The organism is Streptomyces sp. NPDC093984 (assembly GCF_044764595.1).
Lineage (GTDB): Bacteria > Actinomycetota > Actinomycetes > Streptomycetales > Streptomycetaceae > Streptomyces > Streptomyces cynarae.
Genome location: NZ_JBIWIM010000011.1, coordinates 118602 through 133730, shown reverse-complemented (window position 1 = coordinate 133730; position 15129 = coordinate 118602). Strand labels below are relative to the sequence as shown.

Sequence of the window (15129 nt, the reverse complement as noted above, 5' to 3'; positions counted from 1 at the left end):
TCTCCTGACTGCCCCGACAGGGGCGTGAAGTTGAGGGAGTGCCGGGGTGGCCGGGTCCGTGGCAAGGTGCGGCCACCCCGGGTTGCGCCGTGCAGGTCAGTGGCCGTGCCGGGCGCGGTTCTCCACGTGGCTGAGCTGGGACGGCTCGCTGCGCGGGCCGTCGAGCCAGCAGAACGGGCGGATCCCGTCGGCGGCCTTGAAGACGCGGATTGCGGCACCCTCCGCCGCGTCGGGCAGGGGGTAGACGCGGCCCCGGTGCAGGGAGGCCAGCAGGCGGGCGGCGTGGTGCTCGCACCCGTCAGCCCCGGCGCCCCCGGCGTCCAGCACGGTCACGGCGACCGGGCCGACACACGGCGTGGGGTCGTCCGGGTGAGCGGCGGGGCAACGGCGGTCCACGGTCACCACCAGCCGGAGGACTTCTTGGCGGCCTTGGCGGCGGCGGCCTCGTTCACGACCCGCTGCCGCTCGGTGTGCAGGCCGGTGATCTCCGCGATGAGCCGGGTCTCGGCCGCCATCCACGCGCTCTCCAGCCGCCGGTCAGCGCGGTCGGTGCTGCGGCCCCGGGCGATCCGGTAGGTGCCCCCAGCCAGCGCGGCGAGGATCGCGCGCCGTTCGGAGCCGTTTAGCGGCCACATCTCGCGCTCGCGGACCGCTTCCAGCTTGCGGTTGGCCTGCCGGATCTCCCGATCCAGGCGACGGGTGTCGGGCTTGCCCATGGTCAGCTACTCCTCGGGGAGTCGGAGTGGTCGGGGTAGGCGCAGGGGACACAGGTGCCGAGCGTGGGCGGGATGACGTATCCGGCATCGCGGCGGCACTGCGGGCAGGTGCGGCGAGCTTGGTTGGCCTTGGCCAGCGCGGCCCATTTCGCATCCGTCATGTGCCGGACGGGCTTGGCCAGGTCTATGCGGTACAGGTAGGCGACCAGCGGCCCACGGCGGCGGCGCGGACGTTCGAGCTGAGCGGCCACGTCCTGACCGCCGGGGCTCAGACCGCACGCCCGAAGCTGTCGACGGGTGGCGTATCCGTCCGGGGCCAGGCGCCACCGGAAGACCAGCAGCGCTCCCATCACGCCACCACGCGCTTCCACGCGGCCCGCAGGCGGACTTCGGAGGCGGAGTGGCCGGCCGCGCGGAAGCGGCTCGCCATCTCCCGGTAGGACAGGGCCGGAACTTCGCTGTGACGGATCTTGTCCACCAGTCGGTCAAGCGCTTCGTCGGTGAGCGCGGGGCCCGCGTCCAGCGCGGGAACGGGCTCGGTGGGACCCCACACGGGCAGTTCCCATCGGGGCGTGACGCCGGGCGTGACGCGGTTCGTCACGCTGGTAAGCGCCCTTCCGGTGTCCTCCCCGGACCGGGCCGTTTCCAGCGTCGACCACGCCCGCGAGAGCGTCTGGGCGGTCTTGGCCTGTACGCGTGCGACGCGGGCCCCGGCCTGCGTCACGGCCGTCAGCCGGGTCTCCTCGGTGATGGCCTCGGCTCGGAGCCGGGCGCGGGCCACGGCCGCTTCGTCGCGGGCTTCCTGCTGGATGCCGCGGATGGCGTCCAGCGCAGCCGGGGTGAGCGCCGTGCGCTCCCACAGCCCGTGCACCAGCCATAGTGCCTTCGCCGCGACCGGGAGCCAGGCGACAGCCAGCCACGAGGCGCGGGCAGAACTCTCAGCGGTCAGGGCGTGGGCGACCAGGACGCCGGCCGCGACCAGACCGAACAACCAGCCCACACCAGTGACGGCGTTGCTGTGGTCGCCTTGAGCGGCGAGGCGGCGTTCGTAGGCGAGGGTCGCGAGCCATCCCCCGTCGATCCCGAGACCGACGACCAGGGCGACGGGCCACGGCACCGCCGTGCCCAGCCACATCACGACCACGGCCAGCGTGAGGACCATGGACACGGCCGTCATCGCGACGGCGGGCAGCACGGTCTTGGCGTTCACGCGGCACCCCCCTCAAACAGCGGGTTGACCAGGCCGGTGAGGCCGGCGATCTCGTCACCGGTGAGCACGCTGTGCTCGTTCATGGCGTGCGCCACGGTGCGGATCTCACGCCACAGGTAGCCGACCTTGCGGCGGGCCATCCCGCGCACCATGCCCCAGGACTTGCCACCCTCGGGAACGTGGTCGCGGCCGAGCCGGTAGCCGAACTGGGCAAGCAGGTCGATGGCCTGCTCACAGTCGTGGGCGGCGGTGCAGGCGTACGCCCGCTGCGGAGTCCACAGCCCGTAGGACATCAGGTAGTTGACCTGGGCGATCTCACCAGCCGCGGCCATCGCGGCGAACTGCCAGGGCGGTGTGCCCGACGACTCATGAGCGGTATTGCCGGTCAACGCCCAACCACCCTGCTCGGGCTCCCAGGCGATGACCTCGCTGGTGATCACGCGCATGCCGTAGGCCATGCCGAGCACCGCGTGTCCGGCCTCGTGGAAGGCCATACTCAGCCGCGCCGCCTCGTAGGTGAGCGGCATGTCGAACCGGGCCTTGGGGTTGCCACGGTGATCGTTCAGGAACTCGGGCGCGGGAGCCGTGGCCATCATGCGGCACCGCCCGGGAGGCTCGCGCCGACGGTGCGGTTGGCCAGGTCCCGGCGGGTGGCGAGCAGGCGGCGCCGGGCGCGGCGGATGCGCTGGGCGTCCAGCTCGGTCAGAGTGCGGTCCAACGTGATGATCTGCGCGTCGATCAGGTCGACGTCCGCGAGGATGACGGGCATCTCCCGCTCGATCGCATTCAGCTCCGCGTCCGTCGGCTCCACCCAGTCGGCGAACGCGGTAACAGCGTCCTGAACAGTGACGATGTGGCTCATTGGGTCGTGGTTCCTCTCACAGGTGGAACGGCCCGAACAGCACCCCCGGAGTTGCCGCTCCGGGGGTGCGCGCCGTTGAAGGGAAGGGATGCGCTGCACCAGGGGGTGCAGCGCCGGAAGCGGCCATGAGCGAGGGGCCGCGGTGCCCCGGACCGGACTCGAACCGGTCGGGCTGCCGTACGGGGCACGCCGGTCTTCTCCGCCTTGTTTCCGACCCCTTCGGGCAGGCGGACCACGGGTTACCGGCAGTTCCCTGTGTGAAGTTCTCAAGGCACTTGCGCTTCCTTCGAGCCCCTTCCGGAGCCCTCCGGGCGTCGTCCGCGCACCGCACTCCGGAGCCAGTCCGGAGAACTGGTGCGCACCAGAAGTGTGTATCTGGTGCGCACCAGAGTCAAGGTGGTTCGCCGGATTGAGTGGTGGCCACCCCTCGCGGTGCACATCCAGAAGACCGCTTGAAGGGGGCGTAACGGCAGCCAACTAGCCTTCATGAAGGGCTGGTTAGGGTTGGTGTTAACCCCTTTTGACCTGCGGCGATGTAAGGCACCATGGGTTAGCGGTATTCCGACCCACGCTGAACGGGGGTGCCTTGTGAGCGCAGGATCAGGATTGCGAAACGCGCGGACAGCGCGCGGCTGGTCTCAAGAGCGGCTCATTCGCGAAATCGAGCAGTACGCCCGGCGGAACGTCACAGACGTTGCCTCAACCGCGAGTCTGCGGGTGTACGTGTCCGAGTGGGAGAACGGACGGCGCCCGATCTCAGACCGCTACGCGGCGCTCCTGCGCAACCTCCTCGGCGTCACCGACGCGGAACTGAGGGGTGTCACCCAGAAGTCTGCGCCCCCAATGGCCGATGGCTACGACGACTTGCTGAGCAGGATCGACTCCGCCAGCAGCGTCAGCGCCTCCATGGTGAAGGCGTTCAACGACCAGACCGAACTACTCCGCACCATGGACCGACAGATGGGTGCTGCGGGCCTCGTCGATCAGATGACCGGGCACCTTGCCGCCCTTGAGGACGCGCTCAACTTCGCAGTGTTACCCGCCGCACGCCGTCCCGTGGCGCTTGCGCTCGCCGGCGCGTCCACCCTTGCTGCCTGGCAGGCGATCGACTCTGGGGCGGTCGAACGGGCCTGGCGACACTACGAGTTGGCGAAGCGCGCGGCGCGCGATGCCGAAGCGCCGATGTACCTCGCCCACGCCATGGCCGAGCAGGCGTATGTGCTCTGCGACGCCGGACGGCCGGCGCTTGGAGTCGACCTCGTCCGCGACGCTCAGCGCACACTTGGCCAGGCTGGCTCACCCCGACTCCGGGCATGGCTGTACGCGGCCGAAGGGGAGCTGTGCGCGCATGCGGGGATGGTGGACGACTGCAAGCGCGCGCTGGACGCGGCCACGGACACGATCCCGCCAGGCTCCGAAGACAGGGATCCGGACATGCTCAGCATCTTCCTGAACGGCGCGCACCTAGCCCGGTGGCGCGGCAACGTTCTCGGCCTGCTGGGTTATGGCGACGCCGTGACCGACCTCTACGGCGCGCTTGAGGTGATGGACCCGACTTTCGTACGGGCAAGGGCCGGACTCCACACCGATCTCGCCCAAGCGCACCTTGCCCGTGCCGAGTACGACGAAGCGAACACCCACCTACGGCAGGCGCGACTGTTGGCGAGCCGCACCGGCTCGGTGCGGCAGCGCCGTCGCGTCGACCGGCTCAGTGAGCGGCTGTGACATTCTGCTTGCTCCTCGTTGCCAGGATGTGAAGCAGCGCGACCAGGGTTCCGGAGCCCAGTAGCTCGCCACGGGCCATGAGCCCGGGAATGTCAGCGAGGGGCACCCACTCGACGTGTCCTGCCTCCTCCAGGTCGGTCGGCTCGCCCACCTTTTCCGCTCCGTGAGCTACGAAGATCTCATGGGTGGAGTCGACCATGCCCACCATGGGCTGGTAGCTCACTACGTGCTCAAGATTCTTCGGGCGCCACCCCGTCTCCTCGACGACTTCCCGCAGAGCGGTGTCCGCCGGCTCCTCGCCCTCGTCAACGATGCCGCCGGGGAGCTCCCAGCCGAAGCGCTGCGGCACGAACCGGTAGCGCCACATCATGAGCACGCGGTCCCGATCGTCAACTACGGCGGTAACGGCGACGTGGTGAAGCTTGACCACGTGGTGTTCGAACCTCTCCACACCGGGCGGTTCCACGTCCCACAGTTGCAGCTTGACCCAATGGTTGTCGTACAGGTCGCGCTCACCGTGGATACGCCACGGCTCCACCCCTTCCGGCGGCCGCACGCTCACCGCGCCCGGGACCCTGTAGGAACTCCGGCCCCGCACTTCCAAGGCACCCTCCGCCACGAGACGGGCGAGAACCTGTCGGAGCGCCGTCCGCCCGATAGCCAGTTCCTCGGTCAGCGTGCGTTCAGAGGGGATCTTCTCGCCGGGGTCGCCGTACTCGCCGTCGGCAAGCCGCTGTCGAAGCGTCTCGTAGACCTTGGTCGTCTTCGGTCCCATCCGCGGAGCACTCTCCGTTCTGAGGTGGTGCGTACCAGCTTACCGAGGACAGTCTTCACGCACCCGGTTCGGTAGGCCATCGCATCCGCCAACTCCGCTCCTCCCAGTGGTCCTTTGGGGCATCATGATTGCCACCAGGATGCGCCAGGGGGGCACATGCAGATTTTCATCAGCTGGTCGGGCGACATGGCGAAGCAGTGCGCGGAAGCACTGCGGGATTGGTTGCCTTACATGAACCAGGCAATATCCCCATTCGTCTCATCACAGGACATTTCGAAGGGGGAGCGGGGGCTCGCTAAGATCGCAGACCAGCTGCAGGAGTGCTCGTTCGGCATTGTCTGCGTGACCCGCGCGAATCAATCTGCCCCGTGGATCAATTTTGAGTCAGGGGCGCTATCTCGGGAACTGGGGGAGAGTTCGCTCATCCCCTTCCTTATCGATATGCAGGTCAAAGACCTTTCTTCCGGCCCCCTTACTCAATTTCAGGCCACTGATGGTTCAAGTCAGGACGATGTTTGGGCGATGGTCAAAGCCATCAACGCCAAGTGTGAGACGTCAGTTGAGCCGGAAAGATTGCGTACGACATTCGACAGGTTCTGGGAAGATCTGGAAGCCCAGCTCATTTCCATCCGTGAGGCGCATCCAACCGCTGACGCTCCACAACGCGCTGTACCGGAAATTCTCGATGAACTGGTGAAGCTGGTGCGAGACCAGCACACGCGAATTGGCGCTCTTGAGAGAACGGTTGGCAATGTAGGAACAACTCACTACACGATCAACGAGCCTAGAGAGGTACGCATCGGCGGTCAATCGGACGATCCGTTGAAAAATCTTCCGCCGAAAGAGCGAGCCCTACGCGTGGGGCGAATGGCTCGAGAAATGATCGGTCCCCCATACGTGGAAAAGATCATCCGAAAAGGCGCTATGATCGAGCTGCATTGCCATGACGAGGGGGTCATAAGAGCTCGTAAGGTAAACGGTGAACTAGAGTCGATGGCAATAAACTATAGCATCCCTATCGACATCTTCGGTCCCGGTGGCGAGCTAGTGACCGCGTACCCTGGTTTCTAGCCGCTGCGCTTTCGAGGCAGGGATGTCCATGAGCCGCGTAATGGCCGTGTTCCGCTCGCGACGGGGGTGGGCGCACCTTTCCGCAAATTTCTCATTCGCCTTTGCCGCTTTGGCGGGGATCGTGCAGCTGATATTGGCGGTTCGGCCAATTGCTGCACTTCAGGGGACGAGAACGATCGTAGGCCTGACCGCACTCTCGTGTTTCTGGGCGGTCGTGCGATCGCTCCCGCGCGACTCGGTAAGTCGTCGCTTCAACCATCCTAATTTTTCTGTGGCCGTCAAGGTGGGGGATCTTTTCGCTGAGCGATCGGACTTAATAATCGGCTTCACGGATGTTTTCGACACCTCAATCGAGGGCGGCGACATCATTTCCCCAGGCAGCGTACAGGGCCAGCTGCTTGAGAAGGTATTCCACGGAGACGTGTCATCTCTCGATGCGGCCCTAGCGACATCGCTGCGCGATTCTCCTGTTGAGGGATCAGAAAGCGCGGTGGACAAGCCGAGAGGTAAGCGTGACCGATATCGGATAGGCACAGTTGCTGTTATCCCTCACGGGGGAAGCAGGTATTACTGCGTCGCTTACTCGCGCATGAGTAATGACCTCATCGCTCAATCGAGCGTTGATTATCTGTGGCGAAGCCTTAGCAATGTCTGGTCGACTATCGCTTCACATGGTCATCTGGATCCTGTGGCGATCCCTATTTTCGGCTCAGACCTTGCGAGAGTGGGAAATCTGGGACGCGAGAGCCTGCTCAAGATGATCATCTTATCGTTCGTGGCTGCGTCGCGAGTGACCCTAGTCTCTCGTCGGCTGACAGTGGTCATCTACCCAAGCGACGCGGACGAGGTGAACTTGCATGAGGTGCAGGCGTTCCTCAGCTCGCTCTGATACCGGAGCTTGGGTAGTCCGTTGATCACTTAGGTGAGGCGGCCACCGCGGGGTATTCATGGGCAGGGCCTTCTGTTGGCCGACCGGGCCCCAGTCAGAGTCAATCTCCCGCGCGACCTGTATTCGGCGCCGCCGATGTACAGCCGGTACGTCAGCGATAGCGCAGCACCATGGTCGATCGAGAATGACGAAACCTTGGGGCCCATCTGGACCTACTCACGTGAGTAGGTCCAGATGGGCCCGTCGCCTCAGTGCTGGAGTTGACAGCAGGGCGCTTCGGACCAGGAGAGACCCGTGTTCGGGGAGGATCTGCCGCTGGCACCCACGCCGGCATGGCTACGCAAGCAGGGCCCTCGGTGGTGGGAGCGGCGGGTCGGCCTGAGTGAGTAGGTACGCTCCCAGGGCAGCGATGATGTTGACGAAGTACGGGGCGAGATTGAGCGGCACCGCTTCGTCAATGGCAGCAAGCACGCCGCTCACCAGCAGCAACGTGACGAGCGCTTCGAGCACGTCACCAGGGTCGTAGTTGTCCGGCAGCGGTACGTTGAGGTTCACTGGCATAAGCATCCCTTCGGGGTTGCGTGGGATGGGGCCGCCGACTGTTGGCGCAGGGCGCGGCCCCATCTGCTTTGTTCATGCTTGATCGCATGAACCTGGCACTGTGTTCTGCGCCTCGCGCGCCGGTCTTCAGGCGGTGTCGAACCCCTCTCCGTCAGGCCAGATGACCTCAATGTCCACAGCGCGACACAGATCGATCAGGTCTGCGCGTGGACGGGAGGGCACCAGAATCGCGAGAGATGGTCGCGGATCAATGAAGCGTTGGTAGTCCATGAGCTGGCCGATCGCCATCCGGATTGCTTCACGAGTGATGGTGCCCTTAGCCTCCACCAGGACGTTCCGCGTGCTGTCGATCAGATCTGTCAACAGCGGCTTGGACTCGCCGGGTGGCAGAATCTGGTGTCTGCCGACCTCGTGCCCTTGCCTCAGGAGCCAGTCCTGGTACGCGAGGACGAGACCCGCTTCACGGCGCTCTGCTTCGTGAGGTTCTTGGGAGGGGTTCACGAGGGATCGCTCGGTGATCTGCTGCTCGACCGGAATGATCTTGGTGGTCGTGGTCGTGGCCGGCGTGAACGGGACAGTGAATCCCTGCCTGGGAGCAGTGTCTATCGGTCGTAGACGAAACACGATGACACTACGCAGGCGGCCATCGTCGGTTGCGGGCGCGTCAGTGAGGTAGTACGGCTGCTCCTTATCCAGCTCGAACTCCCCGACGTACTGGACTTCACTCCGCGTGTCCGTTGCCTGGAAGAGTCGCAGTGCTCGACCGTCTGACTGGTGATTCAGGACCGTGAGGTTGCCCTGCGTCATCTTCTGATCGCCGGACTGCCCCTCGCCGCAGTAGTGGTAGCGGTCATCCTGCCCCCAGCCGTCGTAGTAGCCGTGCTTGCGGCCCTGCGGAGGGTTGGTGAAGAGGAAGACGTTGTTGCTCACCCGCGAAGGGCCGATGCCTCCCTGCCTGCGCCCCCCATAGCGTTCGTGCAGGTCGGAGCGCCGGATGACATCACCGGGGCGCATGTCCCAGTCCATCGGACTCCTTTTTAGGTCTCTTTCAACGGGTAAAAATCTAGGGTATATGTGCGAGGTTCTGCAACTCGGTCTGTGATCAGGCGGGCCCCGTCGGGTTCTTGCGGGGGCGACCACGCCGGGCCGCTGCTCGCAGGCCAAGGTGGCGAAGGGTGGACGGCGAGGTGAGGCCGGCGAAGGAGCTGTCCATGTGGCTCAGCAGGCCCAGTAGTCGCTCCGTCGCGGCCTCGTAGTTCGTGCGGGCTCCGCCGGTGGTCGTCGGAGCCCATTCGCTGGTGCCGTCGTCGCGCTGGACTTCTTCGAAGCGCACCAGGGTTCCGTCGAAGACGGGATGAACCGCCTTCCCGTCTTTGTCTAGCTCGTGCGCTGCGCGCTGCCATTCCAGCGTCGCGAGGGCGTCGACGACCTTGGGCAGGGGTACTCCGCAGAACCGTGCCGCGCCGAGGACTCCCCCGATGACGTATAGGCCTGCGGGTGCTCCGTGAAGATAGGTGGCACGGAACTCCTTGGGTGTCAGCTCGCCACGCTGGAGCTCTCTCCAGCCCGGCACGCGGCCATACGCATAGTCCAGCACCTCGACAATCTCATTGACGACGACGTCCAGTTCTTTGTCGAGGCTGCCCCCGCCGTCACAACGCTCCTCAAGCACCTTGCGGAAGTTCGCCTCTCGGGCGTCGGGCGTTCGGTCCTTGAAGCCGATGTAGATCGCTGCGGAGAACCCTCGTACATGCGCAGTTGAGTACAGAGCGCCCTGGCTGGCGGAGCTGCTCAGGTAGACGAGTCGTTCAGAGTCGTCGGTAAAGATCCGCGCGCTGCGGCCAACTTGCACGCCAAGACGGTTAGCGTATGAAGATTGATCAAGTGCAGCGATCAGGGCCGGAGAGATCGGCTTGGTCTGGCCAGCGATCACAAAGATCCGGTTGACCTCGTTCCGGTCGCTTTGTACCAAGACTTGGATCGGGACGGAGCTCCGAACGAGCACTTCCTTGGCTTCGACGGCATCGCCATCCATGACGCTTTCGAGCGCCGCGAGGGTGTGCTGCCCGTTTTGGATATGGGCAGTTACATCCTGATACATCCTGAATTGCCCCAATTCAACAGGGCCACTCGTGCGCGCCCTCGCGCGCGTCCACTTGTGCGTGGGGGCCCCATTGAGCTCGCCGGGGATGGCAAGGGTGATCATTTGAATCGGGGTGTCCGGTCGCTCCGTCAGGCCGGCGGCGATCCTGGCCACGTGCTTCTTGTCGAGGGGGCGGTTGCCGTAGCCGTCACTGTCGAGGCTGAAGTTGTTCCGCACGACCAGTCCCAGTTCCTTCACGAGCCGCAGTAGGTCGGGCACGGCCAGCGTGAAGGTGAAGGTCGGCATTTCGCCGACCTCCGTTTTGAATGCCAGTGTCTCAAATGAAAATGAGCGCAAGTCGAAAGTGTCGATGTCGTCGAGGCTGGTTGAGTCGCTCACAGACCCCTCAAAAAAATCGCCTGGCTAATTTCTTCGGGACCGCCTGGCCCTGCTGTGTGATGGACAGTAGCGCAGGGTGATCGATGCTGGCAAACGGTTGCCTGATTTGCGGCGAAAGTGAGCTATGGCTGCGCGGGTGCTGCGGCAGCATTGGGGATTCGCTGTCGTGTAGACCCTGTCGCGTGCCGATGGTGTCGGCCCCGGTCCGGGCCGTCTCCGGGCCGTCTCCGGGCCGTCCAAAGGCGGCCATCGGCGACCGGTAACGACCACCAACGACCACGAGGGCGCAGCCGGTAGCCGCGCCCTCGTGGTGTGTCTTTCCAGCTAGACCCAGGTGTCCAGCCACATCCGCGCCCGCCAGGAGTCGATCGGGATCGCCGTTCCCGTGTACAGGGGCCAGAAGTAGATGAAGTTCCACGCGATCAGCAGGACCAGGACGCCCGCGCCCGCCGCTCCCGCGATCCGGCGGCGTTCGTCCGCGCCGGGTGGGCCGAGGAGGGCGCCGATCATCATCGCGACCGCCAGGCACAGGAACGGCACGAAGACGACCGCGTAGAAGTAGAAGATCGTGCGCTCCTGGTACAGGAACCAGGGCAGGTAGCCGGCCGCGACACCGCACGCGATGGCGCCCGCGCGCCAGTCGCGGCGGAACGCCCAGCGCCACAGCACGTACAGGAGCGCGAAGCAGGCCGCCCACCACAGCAGCGGGGTGCCGAGTGCGAGGACCTCGCGCGCGCATTTGCCGCCCGCGTCCGTGGGGCAGCCCGCCTCACCGGGGTTCGGGGACTCGTAGAAGTACGAGACCGGGCGGCCCACCACGATCCAGCTCCACGGGTTGGACTGGTACGTGTGCGGGGACGTCAGGCCGACGTGGAACAGGTAGACCTCGTGCTCGTAGTGCCACAGGCTGCGCAGCCAGTCGGGCAGGAAGGTCCAGTTGCCGCCCTTGCCGTCGGTGGCCGCCCAGTTGCGGAAGTAGCCGCCGGAGCCGTTGGCCGGGGACAGGATCCAGCCGGTCCAGGAGGCCAGGTACACCGCGAGAGCGACCGGGACCGTCGCCAGGAAGGTCAGGCCCGTGTCCCGCTTGAGGACCGTGGCGTAAGGACGGCGGGCGCCCGCGACCCGGCGCGCGCCCACGTCCCACAGCAGGGCCATCACACAGAACGCGGCCAAGAAGTACAGGCCGTTCCACTTCGTGCCGATCGCGAGGCCGAGCATCAGGCCCGCCAGCCAGCGCCACGGACGCCACCCGAAGCGGGCGGTCTCGGCGGTGTGCGCGTCCGGGCGCACCCGGCCGTCCGCGTCCACCGGCAGGGCCGCCGCCAGCTTGGCACGCGCTCTGTCCCGGTCGACGAGCAGGCAGCCGAAGGCCGCGAGCACGAAGAACCCCAGCACGCCGTCGAGCAGCGAGGTGCGGCTCATCACGAACTGCAGCCCGTCCACCGCCAGCAGCCCGCCCGCCAAACAGCCGAGGAAAGTGGACCGGAACAGACGGCGGCCGATACGGCACAGCAGCAGCACCGCGAGCGTGCCGAGCAGGGCCGTCATGAAGCGCCAGCCGAACGGGTTGAAGCCGAAGATCAGCTCGCCCAGGCCGATGACGTACTTGCCGACCGGCGGATGCACGACGTACGCGGCGTCCGTCGGGACCGGCACATGGCCGCCCCGCTGAAGGATGAGGTCGTTGGCGTCCTTGGCCCAGTTCGCCTCGTACCCGTTGTGGACGAGCGCCCACGCGTCCTTCGCGTAGTACGTCTCGTCGAATATCACCGCCCTGGGGCTGCCCAGGTTCCAGAACCGCATCAGCCCCGCGATCAGCGTCACGAGCAGCGGGCCGCCCCACGCCGACCAGCGCGTGATCCGGTCGGCGGCGTCCGACCGCAGGCCGATCGTCGCCCAGATGCGCGGGCTGGGCCGGTTGTACGGCGGCACGAGCCGGTCGCGGACGTCGCTTCTCGGGCGCGCCGCGTAACCGAAACGGCGCAGCCGCTGCTGCCACGACGGCCGCGGCTCTTCGGCGGCCTGGCCCTGCCGGGTGTCCGTGGAGGACGCGGTACTGGTCACCGCGCCATCGTAGGGAACACGTCTGTGTGAGTCCCGCGTACGGCGCCTGCGAGGATGGAAACGTGACAGTTGCACCTGGGACTACGACCGGAACCCTGGTCCTCGCCGGAACCCCCATCGGGGACATCGCGGACGCGCCTCCGCGGCTCGCCGAGGAGCTGGCCACCGCCGATGTGATCGCCGCCGAGGACACGCGCCGGCTGCGCCGGCTCACCCAGGCGCTCGACGTCCAGCCGACGGGGCGTGTCGTGTCGTACTTCGAGGGCAACGAGTCCGCCCGGACACCGGAGCTGGTCGAGGCCCTGGCGGGCGGGGCGCGGGTGCTGCTCGTCACCGACGCGGGGATGCCGTCCGTGTCGGACCCCGGGTACCGGCTGGTGGCCGCCGCCGTGGAGAAGGACATCCGGGTGACCGCCGTGCCGGGGCCGTCCGCCGTGCTCACCGCGCTTGCGCTGTCCGGGCTGCCGGTGGACCGGTTCTGCTTCGAGGGGTTCCTGCCGCGCAAGGCGGGCGAGCGGCTGTCGCGGCTGCGCGAGGTCGCCGAGGAGCGGCGCACGCTGGTGTACTTCGAGGCCCCGCACCGGCTCGACGACACGCTCGCCGCGATGGCGGAGGTGTTCGGGGGCGAGCGGCGGGCCGCGGTGTGCCGCGAGCTGACCAAGACGTACGAGGAGGTCAGGCGCGGCTCGCTGGGGGAGCTGGCGGCGTGGGCCGCCGAGGGCGTACGCGGCGAGATCACGGTCGTGGTGGAGGGCGCCGGCGAGAAGGGCCCCGAGGAGCTGGACGCGGCCGAGCTGGTGCGCCGGGTACGCGTGCGCGAGGAGGCCGGGGAGCGCCGCAAGGAGGCCATCGCGGCGGTCGCGGCGGAGGCGGGCCTGCCGAAGCGCGAGGTCTTCGACGCGGTGGTGGCGGCGAAGAACGCGAACGCGGCGGGCTGAGCCCCCCGGGGCTCCCGCTCCCGGCCTGCTCCCGGCCGACGGGTGGTTCCGGATGCTCGGTGCGGCGTCCTGGCGACGTGCCGCCGTGATCGCCGGATGCCCGTGTGAGGGGGCTCATACCCGCTCTGAGCAGGGCGCATCTCTCCTGAGCGTGCGCCCCATAGGGCGGCAAAGGGCTGTCGTCGAAGGCAAAGCCGAAGCGGGGCGATCGGGTGAGTTTGGCAAGCGAAGTCCAAATCGCCCCCAACACTCGACAGGTCCGCTCCCGCTCCCGCTCGTGAAGGCGTCCACTGGGGGACAGGGACGCACCCGTCCCTCGCCACCGTGGGACCGCGCGGGGTTCCGGGGGGAAGCCCGCACCGCGGGGGCGCTTGTCCAGCGGACAAGAGGAGCTGGAATGAGTGAGATATCAGGGCGGACCGGCCAGGCCACAGCGGCCGGCCAGGTCACAGGGCAGCCCGACCGCAGCGCGGCGACCGCCGTCGTCCACGAGTCCTATTCCTTCGCGTGCATGCGCTGCGGGCACGGCTGGGAGCAGTCGTACGAGATAGAGCACCACCTCGACGCGGACGGCAACGAGTTCGTGATGTACGTGGCGAACGGCCGCGTCGTCCCCTCGCCGCTCAGCCGCCCGGCCTGCCACAACTGCGACAGCCACGTGGTGCGCATCATGCGCCCGGGTCAGGTGTCCTCCGTGCAGAACTCCCTGCACCGGCACCACGCCCCGGCCCAGGAGGCCGACGGCGAGGACCGTGGGGCGCCGCGCACGCAGCCGGAGGCCGCCGACGGCCACCACCACTGGCACCTGTCGGACCTGCTCCACCCGTTCCAGAACCACCGCAAGGCGGGCTGACGGGCCTGCCGTAAGACAGGCCCCGGGCGGCCTGCCGCAAGGCAGGCCCAAGGCGTGGCATGCCCCTTTCGTAGGATCGGGGCATGCCTTCCCGAGCGTCCGACACGTCAGGCAAGTCCGACAAGAACACGCCGCCGCCGCTTCCCGCGCCCCTCGGCGTGCCCGTCGCCGACTCGCACACCCACCTCGACATGCAGTCCGGCACGGTGGAGGAGGGCCTCGCCAAGGCCGCGTCGGTCGGCGTGACGACGGTCGTGCAGGTCGGCTGCGATGTGCGGGGCTCGCGCTGGGCCGCCGAGACGGCCGCGGCCCACGACTCCGTGCACGCGGCGGTGGCCCTGCACCCGAACGAGGCCCCGCGCATCGTGCACGGCGACCCCGACGGATGGTCCCGGCAGGGTGCCCGGGAGCCGGGCGGGGACGCGGCGCTGGACGAGGCGCTCGCCGAGATCGACCGTCTCGCGGCCCTGCCGCAGGTCAAGGGCGTGGGCGAGACCGGGCTCGACTACTTCCGCACCGGGCCCGAGGGCAAGGCCGCCCAGGAGCGCTCCTTCCGCGCCCACATCGAGATCGCCAAACGGCACGGCAAGGCGCTGGTGATCCACGACCGCGAGGCCCACGCCGACGTGCTGCGCGTCCTCAAGGAGGAGGGCGCGCCGGAGCGGACCGTCTTCCACTGCTACTCGGGTGACGCCGAGATGGCCGAGGTCTGTGCGCGGAACGGGTACTTCATGTCGTTCGCCGGCAACGTGACCTTCAAGAACGCCCAGCCGCTGCGCGACGCCCTCGCCGTGGCGCCGCTCGACCTCGTCCTGGTGGAGACCGACGCGCCGTTCCTGACGCCCGCGCCGTACCGCGGACGGCCGAACGCGCCCTATCTCATTCCGGTCACGGTCCGCGCCATGGCCGCGGTGAAGGGCGTCGAGGAGGACGCGCTGGCGGCGGCCGTCGCGCGCAACACGGCCCGCGCGTTCGCGTACTGA

At 67.3% G+C, this 15129-nt stretch carries 17 protein-coding genes; 6 read left to right on the top strand and 11 right to left on the bottom strand.

Annotation, left to right across the window (positions count from 1 at the left end; genetic code table 11):
- Positions 1-96: 96 nt before the first annotated feature.
- Genes ACIRC0_RS31165 through ACIRC0_RS31140 form a run of 6 tightly spaced genes read right to left on the bottom strand, consistent with a single transcriptional unit; the run spans position 97 to position 2788 of the window.
- Complete coding sequence (locus tag ACIRC0_RS31165; protein ID WP_403622676.1) at positions 97-405, bottom strand: hypothetical protein; 309 nt, start codon at positions 403-405, stop codon at positions 97-99.
- Positions 399-716 (bottom strand): hypothetical protein, encoded by a 318-nt coding sequence (locus tag ACIRC0_RS31160; protein WP_403622674.1) that lies wholly within the window; start codon positions 714-716, stop codon positions 399-401. Before ACIRC0_RS31160 ends, ACIRC0_RS31165 begins: the two co-directional genes overlap by 7 nt.
- A gap of 2 nt (positions 717-718) precedes the next feature.
- A complete protein-coding gene (locus ACIRC0_RS31155) occupies positions 719-1066 on the bottom strand; it encodes an RRQRL motif-containing zinc-binding protein (protein WP_403622671.1) in 348 nt (115 codons plus the stop codon).
- The gene (locus ACIRC0_RS31150) at positions 1066-1926 is read right to left on the bottom strand and encodes a protein spdB (protein ID WP_403622668.1); all 861 of its coding nucleotides are present in this window, start codon (positions 1924-1926) and stop codon (positions 1066-1068) included. Before ACIRC0_RS31150 ends, ACIRC0_RS31155 begins: the two co-directional genes overlap by 1 nt.
- Positions 1923-2522 (bottom strand): hypothetical protein, encoded by a 600-nt coding sequence (locus ACIRC0_RS31145; protein WP_403622665.1) that lies wholly within the window; start codon positions 2520-2522, stop codon positions 1923-1925. Before ACIRC0_RS31145 ends, ACIRC0_RS31150 begins: the two co-directional genes overlap by 4 nt.
- Positions 2519-2788 (bottom strand): DUF6284 family protein, encoded by a 270-nt coding sequence (locus ACIRC0_RS31140; protein WP_403622662.1) that lies wholly within the window; start codon positions 2786-2788, stop codon positions 2519-2521. Before ACIRC0_RS31140 ends, ACIRC0_RS31145 begins: the two co-directional genes overlap by 4 nt.
- A 717-nt stretch (positions 2789-3505) precedes the next feature.
- On the opposite strand from ACIRC0_RS31140, the gene ACIRC0_RS31135 reads away from it, so the two are divergent.
- Positions 3506-4513, top strand: coding sequence for an XRE family transcriptional regulator (locus tag ACIRC0_RS31135; RefSeq protein WP_403622659.1), 1008 nt, complete (start codon positions 3506-3508; stop codon positions 4511-4513).
- On the opposite strand, the gene ACIRC0_RS31130 is transcribed toward ACIRC0_RS31135, so the two are convergent.
- The gene (locus ACIRC0_RS31130) at positions 4497-5288 is read right to left on the bottom strand and encodes an NUDIX domain-containing protein (protein WP_403622656.1); all 792 of its coding nucleotides are present in this window, start codon (positions 5286-5288) and stop codon (positions 4497-4499) included. The genes ACIRC0_RS31135 and ACIRC0_RS31130 overlap by 17 nt on opposite strands.
- Positions 5289-5444: 156 nt before the next feature.
- Here ACIRC0_RS31130 and ACIRC0_RS31125 point away from each other — a divergent pair, with 156 nt between their 5' ends.
- Both ACIRC0_RS31125 and ACIRC0_RS31120 read left to right on the top strand, forming a co-directional pair.
- Positions 5445-6359 carry a toll/interleukin-1 receptor domain-containing protein gene (locus ACIRC0_RS31125; RefSeq protein WP_403622653.1) on the top strand — a complete coding sequence of 305 codons (915 nt, stop codon included), beginning with the start codon at positions 5445-5447 and terminating at the stop codon, positions 6357-6359.
- Between the two features lie 40 nt (positions 6360-6399).
- Positions 6400-7248, top strand: coding sequence for a macro domain-containing protein (locus ACIRC0_RS31120; RefSeq protein WP_403622650.1), 849 nt, complete (start codon positions 6400-6402; stop codon positions 7246-7248).
- Between the two features lie 336 nt (positions 7249-7584).
- Here ACIRC0_RS31120 and ACIRC0_RS31115 read toward each other — a convergent pair whose 3' ends face one another.
- The 4 genes from ACIRC0_RS31115 to ACIRC0_RS31100 form a co-directional block, all read right to left on the bottom strand.
- The gene (locus ACIRC0_RS31115; protein WP_403622648.1) at positions 7585-7803 is read right to left on the bottom strand and encodes a hypothetical protein; all 219 of its coding nucleotides are present in this window, start codon (positions 7801-7803) and stop codon (positions 7585-7587) included.
- 132 nt (positions 7804-7935) lie between these two features.
- Positions 7936-8835, bottom strand: a complete 900-nt coding sequence (locus tag ACIRC0_RS31110; protein WP_403622645.1) for a restriction endonuclease — start codon at positions 8833-8835, stop codon at positions 7936-7938.
- Between the two features lie 76 nt (positions 8836-8911).
- Positions 8912-10291 (bottom strand): DNA sulfur modification protein DndB, encoded by a 1380-nt coding sequence (locus ACIRC0_RS31105; protein WP_403622642.1) that lies wholly within the window; start codon positions 10289-10291, stop codon positions 8912-8914.
- Between the two features lie 324 nt (positions 10292-10615).
- The gene (locus ACIRC0_RS31100) at positions 10616-12355 is read right to left on the bottom strand and encodes a dolichyl-phosphate-mannose--protein mannosyltransferase (protein WP_403622639.1); all 1740 of its coding nucleotides are present in this window, start codon (positions 12353-12355) and stop codon (positions 10616-10618) included.
- 62 nt (positions 12356-12417) lie between these two features.
- On the opposite strand from ACIRC0_RS31100, the gene rsmI reads away from it, so the two are divergent.
- The 3 genes from rsmI to ACIRC0_RS31085 all read left to right on the top strand — a co-directional run bounded on the left by rsmI (position 12418) and on the right by ACIRC0_RS31085 (position 15129).
- Positions 12418-13293 carry a 16S rRNA (cytidine(1402)-2'-O)-methyltransferase gene (gene rsmI, locus ACIRC0_RS31095; RefSeq protein WP_403622636.1) on the top strand — a complete coding sequence of 292 codons (876 nt, stop codon included), beginning with the start codon at positions 12418-12420 and terminating at the stop codon, positions 13291-13293.
- Between the two features lie 397 nt (positions 13294-13690).
- Positions 13691-14146 carry a hypothetical protein gene (locus tag ACIRC0_RS31090; RefSeq protein WP_403622633.1) on the top strand — a complete coding sequence of 152 codons (456 nt, stop codon included), beginning with the start codon at positions 13691-13693 and terminating at the stop codon, positions 14144-14146.
- An 83-nt stretch (positions 14147-14229) separates the two neighbouring features.
- Positions 14230-15129, top strand: coding sequence for a TatD family hydrolase (locus ACIRC0_RS31085; protein ID WP_403622630.1), 900 nt, complete (start codon positions 14230-14232; stop codon positions 15127-15129).